General features: G+C 46.9%; 2 protein-coding genes. Both read right to left on the bottom strand.

Annotated features, from left to right (window positions below; translation table 11 throughout):
* Window positions 1-566 (bottom strand): orotidine-5'-phosphate decarboxylase (pyrF, locus tag SPADD19_RS06095; RefSeq protein WP_241496497.1); only part of this gene is annotated, 566 nt, incomplete at its 3' end.
* Window positions 567-745: 179 nt separating this feature from the next.
* On the bottom strand, window positions 746-1,667 hold a 922-nt coding region (locus SPADD19_RS06090), incomplete at its 5' end, for a dihydroorotate dehydrogenase (RefSeq protein ID WP_061455521.1).

The following is a 1,667-nucleotide window of genomic DNA, read 5'->3' as shown; positions in this document are numbered from 1 at the left end:
TTTTGGTCGCCGATTTCAGCTCCAGCAGGACGAATCCCTGGTGTGACACAGACAAAGTCTGATGAAGTGGCATCCTTGATCAAGGCTACTTCATGGGCTGAACAGACAACACCATCCAAGCCTGCTTCTTGGGCCTTGCGAGCATAATTAACTACAGATTCTTGGACTGTTGTTTGGATGTTTTGGCAATCACGCATGTCTTCTTCACTGGTAGAAGTCAACTGGGTCACGGCTACCAACTTAGCCCCTTCACCAAGAGCTGCCTTGGCTTCGCGCATCATCTCTACACCACCAGCTGCGTGAACTGTCACCATATCTACTCCGAAAGTCCCCAGTACGGACATGGCTGATTTGACTGTATTTGGGATATCATGCAATTTTAAATCAAGGAAAATGCTGTGTCCAAGCCCTTTGAGGTAATGTACAATTTCAGGACCAACTGCATAGAAAAATTCCATTCCGATTTTTACAAATAATTTTTCGTCTTCTGGAAAATGCTCTAAAAAGTTTTTGACATCCTCGAAAGCTGGGAAGTCAAGGGCGATAATAGGACGTTGTTCACGCATGGATTACTCCTTTTTTGATTGATCATTTTGTCTACAAAAAAACCTTGCCAGAGGCAAGGTTACAGGAAAATTAGATAGGAACAACTACCATGATTCACCGTCTAGACCTTAGGAGCCTCTCTGGACTGCTTTAAAGGTTTTTATTTATTGTAGTACGATATTTGGGAAAAGTCAAGGATTTACAGTAGATTTTCCCGTACATGTTTTCGGAAGTTCTCAAGGGTGTCAATACCGTAGCGATCCATGACTTGTGGCAGATCTTCGATGATGGTTGGACAAGCATAAGGATCAGTGAAATTAGCAGTTCCAACTCCAATCGCAGAGGCCCCTGCAATCATCATTTCAATGGCTGCTTCTGCTGAATCGACACCTCCCATTCCGATAATCGGAAGTTTAGTGGATTGGGCAACCTGGCGGATGAGTTTTAATGCAACTGGGAAAACGGCTGGACCCGACATACCTCCGGTTCCATTGGCAATGATGGGCTTACCAGTCTTGAGGTCAAAGCGCATGCCCACCAAGGTATTGATCATGGTTAAGCCGGTCGCCCCTGCATCCTCTGCTGCTTTTGCGACCTGCGTGATGTCTGCCACACTAGGCGTTAACTTGACATAGACAGGGACGGAGGACACTTCTACCGCTGCTTTCACAGCCGCATAGGCCAACTCAGGAACCTGCCCGATTAAGAGGCCGTTGTTCCCATGGTCTACGTTTGGACAAGAGATATTGAGCTCAATGGCCTTGACATTTGGTGCTTGCGAGATCTTCCTAGATACCGTTGCATACTCTTCATTGGAGAAGCCAGCTACATTGGCAATAATCGGTAGGTCTGGATAATGTTGGGCCAACCAAGGAAGTTTTTCCGCCAGGACCACGTCTACCCCTGGATTTTGGAGCCCAATGGCATTGAGCATGCCTGCAGGCGTCTCAGCAACTCGTGGAGTCGAATTTCCGAAGCGAGCCTCCGCAGTCGTCGCCTTGATCATGATGGATCCAAGCAGGTCTAAGTCATAGTATTTGGCATATTCCTGACCAAAGCCAAAACAGCCAGATGCCGGAATAATCGGGTTTTTCAAGTCTAAACCAGGTAAGGATACGGCT

This window comes from Streptococcus parasanguinis, assembly GCF_001578955.1.
Classification (GTDB): Bacteria; Bacillota; Bacilli; order Lactobacillales; family Streptococcaceae; genus Streptococcus; species Streptococcus parasanguinis_U.
The sequence above is the reverse complement of the archived record's forward strand: the minus strand, read 5'-3'. Positions and strand labels throughout refer to the sequence as shown.